Source organism: Bradyrhizobium sp. WSM4872, assembly GCF_055811715.1.
In genome coordinates, this window is record NZ_JBVVPT010000029.1 from 1 (window position 1) to 16,091 (window position 16,091).

The 16,091-nt window shown below is 57.2% G+C and carries 15 protein-coding genes and 1 pseudogene; 5 read left to right on the top strand and 11 right to left on the bottom strand.

Annotated features, from left to right (window positions below; genetic code table 11):
- Both AC0L3C_RS28855 and AC0L3C_RS28860 read right to left on the bottom strand, forming a co-directional pair.
- Positions 1–194 (bottom strand): annotated as a pseudogene (locus AC0L3C_RS28855) (peptide transporter); the annotation flags it as partial.
- A gap of 164 nt (positions 195–358) precedes the next feature.
- The gene (locus AC0L3C_RS28860) at positions 359–1,102 is read right to left on the bottom strand and encodes an outer membrane protein (RefSeq protein ID WP_473409601.1); all 744 of its coding nucleotides are present in this window, start codon (positions 1,100–1,102) and stop codon (positions 359–361) included.
- A 1,044-nt stretch (positions 1,103–2,146) separates the two neighbouring features.
- On the opposite strand from AC0L3C_RS28860, the gene AC0L3C_RS28865 reads away from it, so the two are divergent.
- Positions 2,147–2,350: a hypothetical protein gene (locus tag AC0L3C_RS28865; protein ID WP_473409602.1), complete on the top strand. Its 204-nt coding sequence runs from the start codon at positions 2,147–2,149 to the stop codon at positions 2,348–2,350.
- Between the two features lie 186 nt (positions 2,351–2,536).
- On the top strand, positions 2,537–2,749 hold the full coding sequence (locus AC0L3C_RS28870) for a hypothetical protein (RefSeq protein WP_473409603.1): 213 nt from the start codon (positions 2,537–2,539) through the stop codon (positions 2,747–2,749).
- 14 nt (positions 2,750–2,763) lie between these two features.
- Here the strand turns inward: AC0L3C_RS28870 and ybgC are convergent, their stop codons facing one another.
- The gene (gene ybgC / locus AC0L3C_RS28875; RefSeq protein ID WP_473409604.1) at positions 2,764–3,207 is read right to left on the bottom strand and encodes a tol-pal system-associated acyl-CoA thioesterase; all 444 of its coding nucleotides are present in this window, start codon (positions 3,205–3,207) and stop codon (positions 2,764–2,766) included.
- A gap of 339 nt (positions 3,208–3,546) precedes the next feature.
- On the opposite strand from ybgC, the gene AC0L3C_RS28880 reads away from it, so the two are divergent.
- Positions 3,547–4,830 carry an NAD(P)/FAD-dependent oxidoreductase gene (locus AC0L3C_RS28880; protein WP_473409605.1) on the top strand — a complete coding sequence of 428 codons (1,284 nt, stop codon included), beginning with the start codon at positions 3,547–3,549 and terminating at the stop codon, positions 4,828–4,830.
- A 1,154-nt stretch (positions 4,831–5,984) separates the two neighbouring features.
- Here the strand turns inward: AC0L3C_RS28880 and AC0L3C_RS28885 are convergent.
- On the bottom strand, positions 5,985–6,137 hold the full coding sequence (locus AC0L3C_RS28885) for a hypothetical protein (RefSeq protein WP_473409606.1): 153 nt from the start codon (positions 6,135–6,137) through the stop codon (positions 5,985–5,987).
- Positions 6,138–7,772: 1,635 nt separating this feature from the next.
- Between AC0L3C_RS28885 and AC0L3C_RS28890 the strand changes: the two genes are divergently transcribed.
- The gene (locus tag AC0L3C_RS28890; RefSeq protein WP_007596419.1) at positions 7,773–8,459 is read left to right on the top strand and encodes an HAD family hydrolase; all 687 of its coding nucleotides are present in this window, start codon (positions 7,773–7,775) and stop codon (positions 8,457–8,459) included.
- 706 nt (positions 8,460–9,165) lie between these two features.
- Here the strand turns inward: AC0L3C_RS28890 and AC0L3C_RS28895 are convergent.
- Together AC0L3C_RS28895 and AC0L3C_RS28900 are read right to left on the bottom strand one after the other, a co-directional pair.
- Positions 9,166–9,564, bottom strand: a complete 399-nt coding sequence (locus AC0L3C_RS28895; RefSeq protein WP_473409607.1) for a hypothetical protein — start codon at positions 9,562–9,564, stop codon at positions 9,166–9,168.
- 16 nt (positions 9,565–9,580) lie between these two features.
- Positions 9,581–9,775 (bottom strand): hypothetical protein, encoded by a 195-nt coding sequence (locus AC0L3C_RS28900; RefSeq protein WP_473409608.1) that lies wholly within the window; start codon positions 9,773–9,775, stop codon positions 9,581–9,583.
- 1,147 nt (positions 9,776–10,922) lie between these two features.
- Between AC0L3C_RS28900 and AC0L3C_RS28905 the strand changes: the two genes are divergently transcribed.
- Positions 10,923–11,156 carry a hypothetical protein gene (locus tag AC0L3C_RS28905; RefSeq protein WP_473409609.1) on the top strand — a complete coding sequence of 78 codons (234 nt, stop codon included), beginning with the start codon at positions 10,923–10,925 and terminating at the stop codon, positions 11,154–11,156.
- A gap of 388 nt (positions 11,157–11,544) precedes the next feature.
- On the opposite strand, the gene AC0L3C_RS28910 is transcribed toward AC0L3C_RS28905, so the two are convergent.
- The 5 genes from AC0L3C_RS28910 to AC0L3C_RS28930 form a co-directional block, all read right to left on the bottom strand.
- A complete protein-coding gene (locus AC0L3C_RS28910; protein WP_473409610.1) occupies positions 11,545–12,243 on the bottom strand; it encodes a hypothetical protein in 699 nt (232 codons plus the stop codon).
- A gap of 371 nt (positions 12,244–12,614) precedes the next feature.
- The gene (locus AC0L3C_RS28915; protein WP_473409611.1) at positions 12,615–13,520 is read right to left on the bottom strand and encodes an NAD(P)-dependent oxidoreductase; all 906 of its coding nucleotides are present in this window, start codon (positions 13,518–13,520) and stop codon (positions 12,615–12,617) included.
- On the bottom strand, positions 13,517–13,945 hold the full coding sequence (locus AC0L3C_RS28920) for an HAD family hydrolase (RefSeq protein WP_473409671.1): 429 nt from the start codon (positions 13,943–13,945) through the stop codon (positions 13,517–13,519). Before AC0L3C_RS28920 ends, AC0L3C_RS28915 begins: the two co-directional genes overlap by 4 nt.
- A gap of 6 nt (positions 13,946–13,951) precedes the next feature.
- Positions 13,952–14,194 (bottom strand): hypothetical protein, encoded by a 243-nt coding sequence (locus AC0L3C_RS28925; protein WP_473409612.1) that lies wholly within the window; start codon positions 14,192–14,194, stop codon positions 13,952–13,954.
- Complete coding sequence (locus tag AC0L3C_RS28930) at positions 14,191–15,792, bottom strand: amidophosphoribosyltransferase (RefSeq protein WP_473409613.1); 1,602 nt, start codon at positions 15,790–15,792, stop codon at positions 14,191–14,193. The genes AC0L3C_RS28925 and AC0L3C_RS28930 overlap by 4 nt, the downstream gene beginning before the upstream one ends.
- Between the last annotated feature and the right edge of the window lie 299 nt (positions 15,793–16,091).

A 16,091-nucleotide genomic window follows, 5' to 3' on the forward strand; every position in this document is an offset into this window, starting at 1 on the left:
ACCGTAACGGCCAGCGCAAAATAGAGATCAAACCACAGCGCCGAGGCCGACCAGAACGTCGCAAGCCCGACCGGCTTGTCCGGGGCTGGAAAGAGATTGCCGGCAAATACATACCAAAACGCCATCGCCAACGCCGTCCAAAGAATTGACGACGCAAAGAACAACTTTGGTCGAGGGAAGAATGAAACGAACATGCTCGCTGTCCTTTATCGATTTAGAACTTCAGCTCAGAAGATGAACTCGCCGCGGTTTCGCTAACTGTTCCTGACTTCCGGTCACCCGCCAGTCGCGTCGCACGCGCGATGCCTGAAAGGCCCCGGTCTAGCCGGGGCCTTCGATTCACCAGTCCGACTTCAGATCAATATTTGAGCAGAATCGGGCCGCCGAACTTATAGTTGAGCCGCGCAGTCACAAGATCGAAATCCTGGCGGATGCGGTCGCCGCCCAGCGAACCAGCAGCCACGACAAAGTTCACGTCGGCATCCCGCATGAACAAGTGGTCGTACTCGACGCTTACCGACCAGTTCGGCGCGAAACCGACTTCGATCCCGGCGCCCACAGTAGCACCCCAAGGGCTGCTATCAGCGCCCGCGAACTGCGCGCCCGTGACTGCGGAGTTGACTCGATACGTGTTGCTCGCCACTGCGACGCCGCCCTTGGCGTAAAACAGTACGGTGTCGAGCGCATAACCGATCTGCCCAGTCATCGTACCGAACGCACCAATCTTGCTCTGGTCGACATCGCCGAACGCAATGCTGACGTTGGATCCGCTCAGATCAGCCCAGTTCCCCTGACCTTCAACGCCCAGCACGATCTGGCCGATCTGCCATCGATAGCCGATCTGCCCGCCGACGGTAATGCCGGTCGCATCATGACAGCCCTCAGGGGTGCGACCATTGTAGTACCAGCAATTCGAGCTTGAGCCCAAGCCGCCGTTCACACCGACGTAGAGGCCGCTCCAGTCGTAAATTGCAGCCGCGACAGGCGGCGGAGCTTTGGAGTAGAGAGGTTGGACGGGCTGCGCAGCCAGATCTGCACCGGATGCGGACGCAATTGCGCCAAGCGCCACAATGCTCACAGTCGTAAGCAAGAAGTTCTTCATTTCTACTCTCATGTCTTGAGTGCCCCGAGCCTCGTGCGTCTTAACAACGTGCGCGCGAATTGCTGTAGCTGCGTCACAACATTCGTGCCGAAAGAAATGCGTGAACCGGACGCTGCGTTAGGTTCTGCGTCGCAGATCATTCCCAAGTGTCTGCCAGTGATACATGCAATGAGCGTAGATGGCGCAAAAATGAGCGAACTAGCGCCCGCCGATTCAGCGGAGTAGGCGTACGGCAAGCCTGAGGCGGTCTTTGAGATTTGCTATTTTGCGGAATTGATTCGTGGACAGCGCACAAGCTGCCTACATGTCATCTTGGCTCGCCTGACGATCTCAGGGCAGCTATTTCGTTTGTGTTGCAGCCCAGGCAAGCGCGCTTCCAGACAGGGATCAGCAACGAGCCGCCGGCGATCCCGACGGCATGCCCGTTCGATTCCTCCTCAACATCCTTGGGACTCGAGCCGATGGTTGGAGCAACAGATTTTTTGCGCTACTAAAACGAGCCGACGCCGCTCTTCGCGGAGACGTATCAAATTGTAGCGATTTCGCGCACCCCTTCAAGCGTTAGTCAAAGACTTCGGAGGGTCCCCGGGATCTAGAACCAAGCTCATCTCCCTGATTTTGGCATCGATCTTCTCGAGGACGGCGGTCGGAACGACATCCCGCTCCGGGAGATTCCACCAATGATCGTTCGCGGACCAAACCCCCGAAAGCGCGAAATACGAGATCAGAAGCTCCACGTCATTAGCCACGGCACTATCCTCGCGCGTTCAAGCGGTGAAGTAAGGTATGGCAGCCCACAGGCCACCGGTTGCCGTTCTGATATCATGGCACTCGCTGACATAAAGTGGGCGCCCCACGAAACAGTTTTGCCGATTGGAGGCCCGGACCAACTTCGAAAATGGATGCGCGGCCCTTCATTCGATTGGCGGCGCATCCGGCGCAATGTTGTTGTCGGCACGGCACGCGGCATGAAGAGCGCTAGCCGTTGCGCGGTCTCGAGCGTAAGCGGCATTCCTCGACGATATCCATCCTCTTTGAGCGACGGTGAATGACGATCGCTCGATCGTGCTGATCCGCATTCCAGAAAACAACATAAAGATTGTACCTTCTAATGAATCCGACAAACGTGACTTTGATGTTTTCAGACCCAAGGACGAGGCCGCCGGCCGCCTTCGATTGGGCCGGCTCCTGGACCGTCTTGACCATCTCGTCGAAAATGATCGCGCTCGGTTCCGCCCTCTTCCATGATTTCTTATCTACCCTCGTAAAAAGCGGCTCGACAACCGGCCGCGGTCAGCGCCGTATCGCCAGCTGCTTTGGCCATCTTACGCGCCAGGTCCTCGGGAGCCAGCATTTACAGTCCGTGCCTGGTGCGCAGATCGACATCAAGCTGACCGAGAGAGCTGCCGGTCGGAGTGGCAAGAACACCGAGCGTTGGCGCGCAGCCCGGAAACCATCCGCCTCGCTGCCGTCAGCCAGATGGAGCATGGGGCAATGGAGACGCTGCCGTCATTTGAGAAGAGCCGCGAAATGCGATCGCGCAAGTTCGCCACGGCAGCGCCGCGGGGTTTGCCGCAGCCCATTTGCTTTAACTTACGCCGCCATCATGACTTGATTTCGTTGGAGCGCTGCAAGGCAAAAGCGTGAATGAGGCGGCAGGTTTATTTATGCCCTTCCATAGCGAGCCGCAGCGACTTCGGGATGCGCTGCGCCTTTCCAGCCGAGATAAACGCTACCCGTACACGTGCTGTGACCAGGAGATCGTCGCCGCGCCTGCATTCCTGCAGCAAGGCAATCGACGCGCCCCTCACCTCTTGCGGGACTGTGACGACGTCAAGAATGTCATCCAAGACCGCCGGTTTTAGAAAATCGATCGTCATCGAGCGCACAACGAAGGCAACACCGGGCGCATCGTTCTTGGCTTCTTTGAGTAATGCTTGCTGATTCGTTCCGAGCAGGCGCAAGTAGTTCGTTCTGCCGCGTTCCATGAAGCGCAAGAAATTTGCGTGATAAACAATCTGGCCGGAGTCGGTATCCTCGAAATAGACCCGGGTCTGCATATGATGGCGGCCGTCGCGAATTTCGCCATCAAGAGAGGCTCTCACGGTGTGGTCCCCTTGCTGCCCTTTTGGGACCCATTGTCTCGCACAAAGGCGCGTTCCAGAGCAAGCGCCGATGGGCTTTGTTCGCGCAGTCGGAGCTCCGGCGCACCGCCGCGTGGGTGCCGCGCGTGCTCTCTACAGATCAACAACTTAGAAGCTCGCCTCATCTTCGGGGTGATGACGAACTGCCCTTTTGGCCTGCGATTTGCCTGCCGGTGTGGCGCTGGCACGTCAGTGTTGGATACTAGGGAGGTCCGCTTGGATCCGCCAGAACTTAGCGGTATTCACGATGGCTGCTGGACCTCGGGTCGATCAAGAAGCTACTTGTAAGAGGATTGGCGGATGCGGAACAATCGACGATCACACGGACTGTGGGTGCTGACTGCGCCACCAGCGCCACAAACTGCTCCACTTACCGATGAAATTGCAGCGGATATCGTCGTGATTGGCGGTGGATATACCGGGCTGTCGGCGGCCCTTCATCTAGCTGAAGGTGGAGCGCGTGTTGCGCTTTTGGAGGCGTCTGAAATAGGATTCGGCGGGTCCGGACGGAACGTCGGACTCGTGAATGCGGGCATGTGGCTCATGCCTGAGTCGCTTCCGGCCGCGCTCCGCGCGCCTTTTGGAGAACGGTTACTTGAACAGCTCGGCCGCGGACCGCAGACGGTATTCGAGCTCATCGAAAAGCACCACATCGAATGTGAAGTCGAACGTGCCGGCACCTTGCATTGTGCGGTCGGACGTAAGGGCTTGGAGGAGGTTGAGGCCCGTGCCGAACAGTGGCAGAAGCGTGGAGCGCCCGTCCTGGTGCTAAATGCGGAGGCAACACGCAGCAGAGTAGGCGGTGGCGACTACACCGGCGCGCTGCTCGATAAGCGCGCCGGCACCATACAGCCATTGGCTTATGTGCGAGGGTTAGCGCGGGCCGCGCTTGCGATGGGAGCCAGGATATTCACGCATAGTGAGGCCGTCATGGCGCAACAGAATGGTTTCCGCTGGAGAGTCGGCACCGAAAGCGGATCTGTAGAAGCCGACTGGGTGGTCGTCGCGACGGACGCTTATAGCAAAGGACTTTGGTCTGAGGTACGGCAGGAACAGATTCAACTGCCCTATTTCAACTTTGGCACGCCATGTCTGCCCGATGATCTGAGAAAGTCGATCCTGCCTGAGCGGCAGGGTGTGTGGGACACTCGAGAAGTCCTCTCTTCGTTTCGCCTCGATCGTTCCGGGCGACTCGTGTTTGGCAGTGTTGGTGCGCTTGAGGGGATTGGGCGATCTATTCACCGCGCTTGGGCCCAAAGATCGTTGCACAAGCTTTTTCCAGGACTTCGGGGCGTCCAGTTTGAAACCGGCTGGTTTGGCATGATTGGAATGACCTCCGACAACTTGCCCCGGCTTCACAAGCTGGACCGCAACGTCATCGGTTTCAGTGGCTATAACGGCCGCGGAATCGCACCAGGCACTGTGTTTGGCAGTGTTTTGGCTTCGTATGTATTGGGGCAGATCGCGGAGAACGACCTGCCGTTGCCGGTCACCGCCGTTGAAGCCCAGCGCTTTCGTGCAGCGCAGGAGGCGTTTTATACGGCGGGCTCCCAGCTTGTTCACCTGATGGATTCCTGGTTCTGATCACGCCAGCAACCCGGTTGGCTTCACAAGCTGCCCTCGCTCGAAGCATGCCGGTCCTCGTGATGTTGTTATGATGTGTTCAAGGGCGCCGTCATGGAACTTAGGATACCTCGGGTCAGACAATCGGATGGTGACGAGCTTGCGACGGATGACGTTCATGACTCGAGCTGTCGGTTCTCCGCCGAATGCCAGTCCGCACCGTGGAGGCGGATCATCTCCCCGACGGGATCGCTCGATGAAGACGCGCTCAACGCAAAAGCCGGCAGTGACCAAAGCCGCACTTTAAAAGGGTTTCTCGATCGCGAGACACCAGCGCGAAGGCCCACCCCAAACTGGAAGAGCTCATGAGTTGCCGTCACGGCGGTCGAAAGGGAAGCGCCAGCCTGTGAGGCGAGTTCTGCGTCATTTTCGTTTCGCTGAACCCGTCTGGAAACTCCCTTATGATGGACAGGGCAACTTCGCCTCCCTGCTTTATCCCGGCATCGTAGTGCTAGATGCCAGCGCGGCTTTCTGTTTGGGTGTCATAATTAATCCATGCGCCGAGCGCGTGCGGTGCGCGGCGAAATCTCTTCCGAATAATGAGGTTGTCCACAGGAACGCCCTGTGAATAGCCGGCATAAGGTTCCGCTATTTGCGGTTGCACGCCGGGAAACGTGTTCCACTGCTCGTAACGAATCGGGGAGAACCGCCAGCTTGCGACTGGCGGCCCCGATTGCCCGCGCAACCCTGCGGACTGCGGGCCAAACGCTGATGTTAGCAGCAACAGCATTACATTCGGTAAGCCCCGAGAGGTCAAGTCCGGCTTTACTCTAGTGACAGAAGTCGAATGGCTACCTATAAGAACGCCAACTACCTACCGCAATCTAACAGCGACTGTTTCGATCAGGATCAGGGGCCGGGAGTCGCGGCTCCCTTTGCCGCTCTCTACCGATGCACGGGCTGTCATCGCGAAATCGGAATTGCAGCAGGCCACACATTGCCTCCGCAAAGCAATCATGCGCATACGTCAGCACAAGCACCATTCGATGGCGTCTGATCGTATGGGCAGATCACAATCCCAAGTGAGCGACCGACAACAGCGGAAGTCCGGTTCAGCCAGGCTTCTACACTCTTGTTTGGAGATGCCCATTCAGGCGAGAGTACTTGAGAATGAGCTAGAAGTATTTCGCGGCCGGGTCTTCAGCATCTTCCACTTCCGGCATCATTACTTTCGATGCATCGGACAGCGAGCCGCCAATGGAATTCAGCATCATTCTGAGAAGATTCAGAGCTTTCGCAAACGTCTTCGCCTCCGATTTGCCGCGCAACCAGCCCGCTTGCCATTGCCACTAGCGTCCGGTGGCTCCGGGTTGAACCATCGAAGGTCATCAGACAGCGTTCGCCGCGCCTCGCGCTCGTGCGGTTTGCCTAAGCATTTCGGCGGTTCGCCTAACGGACGCAAGCCGTTTGGCTCTTTGCTACCCGAAAATCGTTTTGGATTCTTGCGAGTGCGGCCGGTGGCCCGGGCTTTGCTGACAGGAACGCATGCGCGTGCCATTGAGCTTCATTCCTTTATATAAATTGTGTATGGGGACTCCATTTGCAGCTGTGCGCGTGAACGACCGGTCGGTGTTTGGGTTGGCCGTTCTGTGCCTTTCGAGATGCCCCTACCCATGTGGAGCCACGCGAGCGCGACAAAGATTGCAATCAGGTGCATGCTCCGAACAAACATCTTCTCGGAAGCAACGGCAATATGGGCAACGGCGATGAATGAAGTTACGATGCTCAACGCGGAGTTAGATCGCTGCAAGGCTGAGCTGAGGGACCTTAACGCGAAGATGAGCTCAATTTCCTGCACGCAGCCGGTGGACATGACCGCAGTCGAGGACGCAGCGAGGCGAATTCGCCAAATTGCCGAACGGGTCGAAGTCTTGACGCGCACCATCCTCCACGGTCCACAAGCCGGAACACAATAAGGCTGCCAGGAGCGCTGCCGGGCGGCCAGTTACAACGTTAACCCGGCAGGGACATGCCCAGGTTAGATCATATTTCTAAGCCTTGCGTGTTCTTGCAGCAGCTCAACTTCTTCTGTCTGAGCCCCGGTTGCTTTCGTCAACTGTCGGCCACCTAATCTTGCGAAGCGGTTCGCGATCACCGTAGGTCGCAGGAGCGTGCGCTTTTAGATGACGTAACGTGCGCGACACGCGATGCAGCTTCTGCGCTGCTACGGTCGAAAATGTCTTAAGCGGGCAGATCTTCTGGCGGGAATTGTGCGAGGGCTTTAGCCTCTTCGCCCTGCCCGTGCGTTGGATGTAACCGTTGACATAAGTGCGATGGCAAGGGCCGCGTCCCCAAGCCGGATGATGAGCGGACCTGAGGCGCATTCAGCGAAGCTCGAGTCTGCCAAGGACCGCGAGTGCTCGCCACGAAAGATCGCTTCGCGGTCCTCAAATCGCGTGTTGCTCAGGCAGTCGCCTGCTGAAGCCCGACTTCCCCATGCCAACCGGAGCGTCTTCAGCGCAAAGGCCCCGTCTCCATGGAGCGCCGCCCGCGAACACTTGCGAATGGCGCCTCCATCATATTCAACATTTCGCGTTGTCGTGTTCAGCCGTATCCGGCTGAAGACGTTAATGTCGGAGACCAGACACTGACGCGCGAGTATTCCGTCGCCTGAGCCGAAGAACATGGTTTTGCCCTCTTCAAGCGAGGCTCGCAAATGGCTTTGGTGGCACGTGGATTGCTGGGACACCGAAAAGAGCCCGTACGATCATGACGGCCTCGCAGTCGCCGGCCCAGGAGTCCAAATGAAACTTGCTCGATTGATCGCGGGCGTCAATCGTCTCCATTCTCGCCAGCATTTCAACTCATCTAGTGTGTCGATGCCCATGCCGTAGTAGTTCGGCGCTACTATACGTGGCGAACGACGGTGGCACCCGCACGGAATCTATGCTTAAGGTCAGATCATGAAACCGGTTCTCGTCTTCGATTGGAATGGAACGTTGCTCGATGATGCATACGCACTGCTCGAAACCACCAATGCAATTCTAGATCGCTTTGGTCGTACAACGATCGACATGAAGACGCTTCGGGAACATTGCGACGTTCCGCTGTCTCTTCTTTATCGCAGCCTCGGACTATCGCGAGACGAGCTTGCGACGGTGGATCGCGATGGGAGTGCAATGTTTCACGACGCCTATGAGGCTCTTGCGGGCAGAGCCGATCTACGCGAGGGCGCGCGCAGAGTCTTGGAGTTGGCGCGCCGAGAAGGGGCTTCGTCCATCATCGTGAGCAACCATATAGTCGACCCTCTGCGCTACCAATTGAGAAGACTTGGAATCAATGACTGCATCGACGATGTGCTCGCGTTCGAAAGCCGCGACACGCAATACAAATCGACAAGCAAAGGAGAGCGACTTCGTCTATACATGCAGAAGAACAACTTGAAACCAGCGTCAACTTTCATCATCGGCGATATGCCGATCGAAACGGATATTGCACGGAATCTCGGACTGATAAGTATAGCCATTACCGGGGGATTTGTTTCCGAGGCGCGCCTGCAAGCGGCGCATCCAGACTACACGATTAACAACCTTCATGAGCTGTTGCCAATCTTACGAAGCTACGGTTTTTTCGGAATGCACAAATCATGATCGGCGAAGAATCACCGCACAGGGACTGTAAAACCTTGATCATGTCGTCCATGTTGAACGAGTTTATCTCGGCGATTCGAACTCCGCCTTCGACATCGCACGCGTCGCATGGCTCAACTCAGTCGCGAGTCCAGCATCTGCAATACCGAACCCGTAATCCGGTACCTGCCGCACTCGCGGCATTCCAGGCGCCTGTAGTCGTCACCGGTGCGCTGCTCGAGGCTTGACGATGTCTTGCAGATCGAACAATAACCCATCCCTCACCCACACATTGCGGCTCTTACGACCTCAGCGATCCCAGATAGTGGAGCGTGTTGAGGAAGCGTCACATTGTAGTATCGGAGAGCAACTTCACCCCGATGTGCGTCGAACGCTGAGCCCAGCTATTCCATCGCAAGTCAGTACTGGTCTGGACGAAATCAGCAGTAGGCCGGGGTCATGGTTGGACGCTGACGGGGCCAAAGTTGGGCATCCGGAACTCCGCAATCGTAACAGCACCAGCGCTCGTGCCGCACGGTACGCCAAAGGCACCGGGTTCGGTTTGACGCGCGGGTCGCGCTGCCGGATGGAGATGCGCTTCGCCGCTGCTGGCGGACATAGTCCAATTCGCTCACACACCCCCTACCCAGGGGACCTGTTCGTGTGCGCCACAGGCGAGTCAACGACCTGACTTTCTGAGCCGCTGGGAGAACTCGGCGGCTGCTCCTCAAGATGCATGCGCTCGCGCGTTCGCGGGCTTCGCGGCGACGCTGGAAGCGCTCGCGTCAGCGGTTCGCTCGTTCCGAGGGCTGGGCACCGATGGCACCGGCCCGGCCGTTTCGACTGGGACCTTCTCCGTCGTCTCGCCTTGGCCTCGGCGCGCCTCCATGGTCTCGAGCACAACTCGCCCTCTCACCGTGATTTTCCAACCGCCGTTTTGGCGCTCAACGAGGCCGTCCGAAAAAATGTCCAGCCCGGGAACGCGCGCGGCCAGCCGTTTGGTGCGCTCGGCCCATTCCGGGCCGCTGGTCGCGAGGATTGCCATGTCGCGCTTGAGGTCCGCCATCACGGCAAATCCTTGGGGGTAACTCACCAGGATCTTCAAGACTGTGACCTGGAAGTTCACTCCGCACCTCGCCCGATCAACGCCACATGATCGACGCTCGGGCCAGGGCTTTACGCCCGATCTGCCGCAGCAGCTTCGGCGTTGTTTCGTCGGTCTTTGCGGCTTGGACGATCTTGGAGGCCAAACCAGCGCCGCTCTCCTTGCGCGGAAGCGTCTCGCAGACCTCGTCAAGTACCGCTCGCGATAGAGCGGTCGTGGGGTGTTCAAACATGGACGCCTATCCTAACGTAAGTCTTTCGACCTTGGGATTCCCGCAGTTGAGGTAAACTCTGCCGCGCTGCGCACGAGGGCTCGCGCTCTACTGATATACCTTCTGATCGATGCGGACTCAAATTGGTAGGCTGAGCTGCAGTTCGGCCTACGGTTCGCCCTGGCGTGAAGACAAGAAGGCGGATCGGCTTTGGAGCGGGTATCTCGTTTGAAGGAAGACGAGCGACAAGTTTCGAGCTCGCAGCGGCTCGAAATCGGGACGCGTCCGATCCTGCTCCGCGTGACGATCTCGAGATCGTTGAACCTGCCCCTCAGTTTAACCGTCCGGCCCCGCGAACCTTTGTCCTCCCAGTGCCTCCAAACCTTCTCGATGAGCGGCTGTGCCTTCCTGACAATTGGGGGGACGCCGGGGCGTCGACACCCAGTCAAGGCGATGCCGGTGATCTTGACGACGCGGCGCCGCGTGCAAGCGCCCGCAACTGACTGGAAGCGCACACAGCAAATATCAGTCTCCTCACACCGGGATCGGACTTGAACGCTCCCCGATAGGGCAAGTGGACTTTCTACGTGGCCACCCCGCGCCGCAACAAGGTGACGAATTCATTTGCATACGGTGTCACCGGGTCGGCGGTCGCTGAGCAGTTGGTGCGTCTGGCGTGCGGCATGTGACGCTGATCGAGGCCGACACGCTGACCGAGAGCAACGTCATCCGTGTCTATGGCTCTACCCCTGCCGCGGTCGGCAAACCAAAGACGGAGATGCTAGAAGCCATCTGACAGCGATAGCACCAGATCTCGAATGCCGTTACCGTGACGGCGATGCTTACGCTTGAAAACACCGCGCGCGAGCTGATGCCGTGCGACGTTTTCTTTGGTTGCACTGATGACAACGCCGGCCGCCTGGTTCTGTCGCGGTTCTCGACCTTCATGGCCACCCCTGTGATCGATTGCGGCGTGCTGCTGGGCGGCGATGGGGCCTTGGCAAGCATCAACGGCCACGTAACCACCCTCACGCCGGGGGGGCGCCTGCCTCGTCTGCCGCCACCGGATCGACCTTGCCCGCGGGCAAACCGAGCTGCGAACGCCGGAGGAGCGGATACCACTTGAAAACGAGGGCTCCGCGCCCTCCTGGGAGGCATAGAACCAGCGGTGGTGATCTTCACCACCAGCATCGCTTCAGCCGCCATTAACGAGCTTCTGGAGCGCCTGATCGGGTTTGGGCCGAGCCCGAGGCCGACCCAGGTGCTGTTCCGCTGGCACGAGCGGGAGATCTCGACCAACAACGCCAAGCCGCAACCGGGTCATTACTGCAATCCAGAAAGCCAAAAGATTGGCAAGGGCGATAGTCATCCTTTCCTCGAACAGGCATGGCCCTGGGCATGAAGATTCGTTGGTGGCAGTGGTCGCAGCGACTGCGTATGCCAGCCGAGAGGAGGGACCTTTCGGAGGCAAGTGAGGCCCCGGGCGATTTCGATCCCAACCGCGCGCGATCTCCAGCCTAGATCCCGGTGGAGCGCGACTTCGAGCGGGATCTCAGAAAGTAGATACAGGGCCATTGAATCGACGCCGGTCCGTTCTCGGGCTGCGAGATCATATTCGAAGCAAGGTCGATCTTGAGGCCGCCCCTCCGGCCGCTTGGCCCGAGGTATTCGCTGGGACTTCACAAGGCCGAGCACGCACTCGACGCAGTAAAATGACCGACACGTCGACTGGTGACACCTAAGGCTGACTCCCAAAAACCCTCATGCTTCCGCTGACTAGCGCCGACGACCTAGTACTTTTCAAATCCAACCATTTTCATGCGCCAGCGGTCGACGCCGCCCTTGTCGTCGCGGTGGATAAACGTCTTCCGAATCGAGGTCTCAAGGTTTCTGCGCTCGATTCCAAGCAGGAACGGAATGTCCAGTTGACGCGTTTGCGCGAAGTTCTCAACCACCGCCTCAGTTGAATTGCAGGGCGGCAGTCTTGCGGCAATCCCATGCGTGGCATGCAGATCCTCGATAAAGTAAAAACCTCCAGGCTCAACGATGGGAAAGAGCTTTGCTAGAGCAAGCTGCTGGTGGTAAGCGGCGTGCGAAGCGTCGTCGATGATGATCCTTACGGGCGGGAGTGAGCTCGCAAGGCGTTCCAGGGCTCGCGCATCGCCCATATCAATACGTTCGAAACGGAAGCGGTCCGTCTTAAAGGCACTAAAATCGGAGATGTCGCATCCGACGACATCGGCTTTGGGAAAGAACTCCAGCCACATCCTAATAGATGGAATGTCATAGACCTTGCGAGTCAGCAGTGCATCGGGATCGAGAGAACCGTGCCCGTGCTGCAGTCCAATCTCGACCATCGTGAAGGATTCGTGGCGGAATTCCTCGAACAGAAAAGAGTAGAAGCCGGTGTAGCCATGGGCGTCGCCAACCTCATCACCCTTGTCGGTTCCTAGGGTATTTGCTCGTTTGGTCAAATTCGGGACGCTCATTCCAAGACCACCTATTCTTTAAAGACGCAAGCACACACGCTGGATGGTATCTCAAGTAGCGTGCCAAACGGCAAATACTGATTCGTCTTGCGTATTCCTATTTAGCGCCTGTCGCCAGTTCGACAGAATGTCACGACTCTGACGGTCTCCGTCACAGACGCTCCATCTCACTACGTTTCGACGGCGGAACGGCAACGAGCCACCTTGATCATGTGTCTCCGGTCAGGATGCGCGATCGCACGAAAATCTCTTCACCACTGAAAATGCGCAGGCCGATGGAGGCTCGCGGACCCAGCTACCCGTCGTAGCGACGATCGCACTCGCTTCGCGGTCAGAGCCCATTCTCGATCGCTATTAACAGGCCGAGGAACTTATGGGCGGGACAGATGAGGCAGCGTCAGTTCGCCTTTGCCCGCAATAACTTCGAAATTTAGTTTGTGAGCGGCGGCGGCCAAGACCGGCACCGAAACTGCACTCTCGCCCGCCAGGCGCACGGCGCAGTTAATATCCTTTGCGGAATTCGCAATCGAGATTGCCAGAACATCGGGTTTCTCGCCCAACAAAAAGGCCACGAAGCCTTGAAATATTCCGCTGTTCGTGGAGCCGCGACTAACCAGAGAGCGGAGCGTTACGAGATCGACGTCAAGACCGCACGCAAATTGGCAAACCTCTGCGGCAACCGCCGCTATCCCCATAGTCATGCTGTTGTAAACAAGCTTGAGCTTGTGACCTTGTCCGACCTCCCCGACATGATGCACCGTCTCACAAAATGCGGTAAGAATTCCTTCAGCCGCAGGAAAAAGCTTTTCATTGGATCCAACGATCGCGTTGAGACGGCCCAACTCTGCGTGTTCGGGGCTCCGCGTTACGGGAGCATCTATAAAGCTTAGCCCGCGTTTTTGGGCCTGCTCAGCGAGTGAGACCGTTGAAGCAGGATAAGACGTCGAGCAGTCAAGTATCAAGCCCCCTCGGGGCATATGGACGAACAGCCCATCTTGCCCGAGGCAGACCGCCTCCACCTCGCGGCTGGAAGGCAAGGATAACACAACGGCGCTTACATGCCGCCCCAACTCAGCGATTGAGGGATGCTCACGGGCACCTGCACTAGTCAAGCGATCGGCACCCAGTCGATTCTTATTGGCTTTGATATGCAACTCGATTTGGTGACGCAACAGGCTGATGCCCATACCGGTTCCCATGCGTCCAGCTCCGATAAGGCCTATTCTCTGCCTTGCTGTCTTAGGAGCGACGTTGTGTGATGATTCCTCGCCAATCATGATTCATGCATCCGGAAAACACCGTGGTCTCGTAAGATTGGCAACAACTCATGAAGGTTGTTAATCGTGTAGTCTGGATGCGCCGCCCGCAGGCGCGACTCCGAAACAACTCCTCCGGTAATGGATATACTTATAAGTCCGAGATTCCGTGCAATATCCGTTTCAACTGGCATATCGCCGATGATAAAGCTTGACGCCGGCTTCAAGTTGTTCTTCCGCATGTACAGACGAAGCCGCTCTCCTTTGCTCATCGATTTGTATTGGGTGTCGCGGCTTTCAAAGGCGAGCACATCGTCGATGTAGTCATTGATTCCAAGTCTTCTCAATTGGGAGCGCAGAGGGTCGACTGTATGGTTGCTCACGATGATGGACGACACCCCTTCTAGGCGCGCCAACTCCAAGATTCTGCGCGCGCCCTCGCGCAGATCGGCTCAATTCGCAAGAAGCTCGTAGGCGTCGTGGAAGATTGCACTCCCATCGCGATCCACCGTTGCAAGCTCGTCTTGCGACAGGCCGAGCCTGCGATAAAGACGAGATATCGGAACGTCGCAATGTTCGCGAAACGTCTTCATGTTGATGGTTGCTCGACCAAAGCGATTTAGTATGGCATTGGTCGTTTCGAGCAGCGCGTACGCATCGTCGAGCAGCGTTCCATTCCAATCGAAGTTCATCATGATCTGACCTCAAGCAGGGATTGTTCCGAATAGGGAAGGTCGGCCACTAGGTCGCGCAAATTCCTATTCGCGCGCTCCTGCCCCGCAGGAGTTGGCATCTCGAATGTAAACGGTGACAAATCGAAGCCGTCTTGGCTGCCGGGCAACAATGATACTAGAAGTGGGAACGGCAGATAGGTTATCGTGGCCGCGTTGATGGATGCGGCAATATTACTTTCGATGGTTTTGCGAACTTGCGACTCCATCTTGTGAAAGCGAAGGCTTTGCGCGCGCCGTTCGGGCGGCAATCGTTTCCATATCTGCCAGAATGCCAACTCATCTAGTGTATCGATACCCATGCCGTAGTAATTGGGAGCCACTATAGGCGGCGAACCGATCGCCCAATGTACGGCTTTGGCTCCAGCGGCAAGCAGCATTTTCGTAACGGCCTGGCTGGTATCGCCCCGAATGAGGGCTTCGTCGGCAATTATTATGGTTGTTTCAGCAAGGCTAGCTCCCGAAACGCAGTACTTTTGAGCAATGCGAGACTTTCGTTGGTTGGGCGTACCAATCAGAGTTCGCTGAGAAAATTGCGTTGCGACTACCTCCCGACGCTGAGCGGGCATGCCGTATTCGGCGAGAGAGGCAAACAGACCATCAGCGTACGGCCCTCCAGTATGCGGCATCGAGGAAACGACTGTGAGCGCCGAGCCTGTTTCTCCTTGCAGTCGCTTCGCAACAAGGCCGCCAAGGGCGACTCCGATGTTGTAACGGGTTTCGAAATGTGATTGGCCTTCGATCGATGTGTTCGGATTTCCTAAGTAGAGAGATTCGTAGGCGCAGAGTTTGGCTTTGTATCGCCCGCTGCTCACGGAACGATCAACGCAGCACCCCATTTGCCCGTCCAAATATTTGATGTGGCCTGGCAAGATTTGCCGTGTCTTACCCTCTAGACCGGCAAACGCACAATTTTCTGAAGCAAAGAGCAAGAACCCGTCATCTGTTTGCATAGTTTCCAATGGTCGCAAACCACATCGATTCCGGTATGCAACCAGAGTTCCTTCTCCGTCCAGGAAGAGCGCGCTAATAGCGCCGTCCATACGGTCATCAATGTCGCGAAAGACGTTTTCATAATCGGCGGGCAGACCGTGCCGCCAATAGTCTCTTTCACAAATGCGTTCAATCCATTTGAGCAAGAGCTCGGCATCTGTGTTGCCGCCTAACCTATAGCCATGGGCAAGCAATTCCCCCCTGAGTTCACGGGAATTGACCAAAGCTCCATCGAACGAAATTGCCAAATGGTGGGTGGTGCCCGCATTGTGGTGAAGTGGCGGAAGTTCGCCGCCATCGCTGGTTCCGCGGCATCGGCTACGAATCTGGGCGATTGCAACATGGGGCTTAAAATTTGGATCCTGTTGATAGGGCTCAATGCGCGCGGAGCCGCATGATGATTGAAGCGCTCTCGCATATCGAATCCCTTCGCTGTGCATGAACGCTGCAACGCCGACACCCGCCTGCCCACGAAGTGCAAGTTTCGGAATCATGTGCTCCAGGCGATCATAAACCGACGCCCGTGAGTTAGTTGAAGAGCATAGAAACGCAGCGGCGACACCGGACATGCTACTAGTCCTCTTATTCAAAGAACCCATGTCCCGGATCCATCACAGCCGAATGTGTTAACCGCCAGTGCGTGAAGACGTGGTTCCGCTTCTCACTAGGCAAGCGACGTACCAGTCCTTAGAAGACGCGGCTCGCCCCCAAAGCGCCGGAATTCCAGCGATTTGGCTTGCCCAGCTAATCTCGCGTCGTTCGATTCCTGACACGTTGTCCGAAGCGCGACGCGTTAGTGCGAAAAGAGCCAAGCTCTGGTCCTATCGTCCCACCGCACGTTGGTGCTCAAACCTGAGTGCAACGCGGT